Below are 487 nucleotides of genomic sequence, written 5' to 3'. Positions count from 1 at the left end.
TACGCTAACTTTCACCGTCTCGGTGACCAAACCGGAGACATCAATGGCTCTGGTGAAGACAACAAACGCGTTTCGTTCTCTCCATCATAGTCAGCAATTACTAGCTGGTAAGGTTTTTCGTACGCATCTCTGTCACGTACAATAACATAAGCAATACGTGTTAAGAATGCACCGCGTACGCCTGTCAATTTCTCGTACACTACATCACTAATGCGATGTGCATATTGTCTGAAATCTCTAGGGCTAATAATAGACTGTCGCGCCGCAATAACGTGTTCGTTACTTACGACTAACTCACCATTTTTCAATACCTGAGACTGGCCACCGTCTAGCTGACCTTTTAGTACATCGACCAATTGGTAAGATACTAAATATTTATCGGCCCCTTCAGGTTCAATACTACCTACCAACACAGTATCAACGCCAAGTGACGCCCACGCCGAGTAGTTAACCTCATCAGCGGTTTCAGGCATTTGTGGCATTTTAC

Annotated in this window: 1 pseudogene; it reads right to left on the bottom strand. The window is 44.6% G+C overall.

Going from position 1 to position 487, the window contains the following annotated elements:
- Positions 1-11: 11 nt before the first annotated feature.
- Positions 12-487 (bottom strand): annotated as a pseudogene (locus C722_RS25770) (hypothetical protein); the annotation flags it as partial.

The organism is Pseudomonas sp. 313 (genome assembly GCF_000316965.1).
Lineage (GTDB): Bacteria > Pseudomonadota > Gammaproteobacteria > Pseudomonadales > Pseudomonadaceae > Chryseomonas > Chryseomonas benzopyrenica.
Note: the sequence above shows the minus strand (reverse complement) of the source record. Positions and strands in the feature narration are given on the sequence as shown.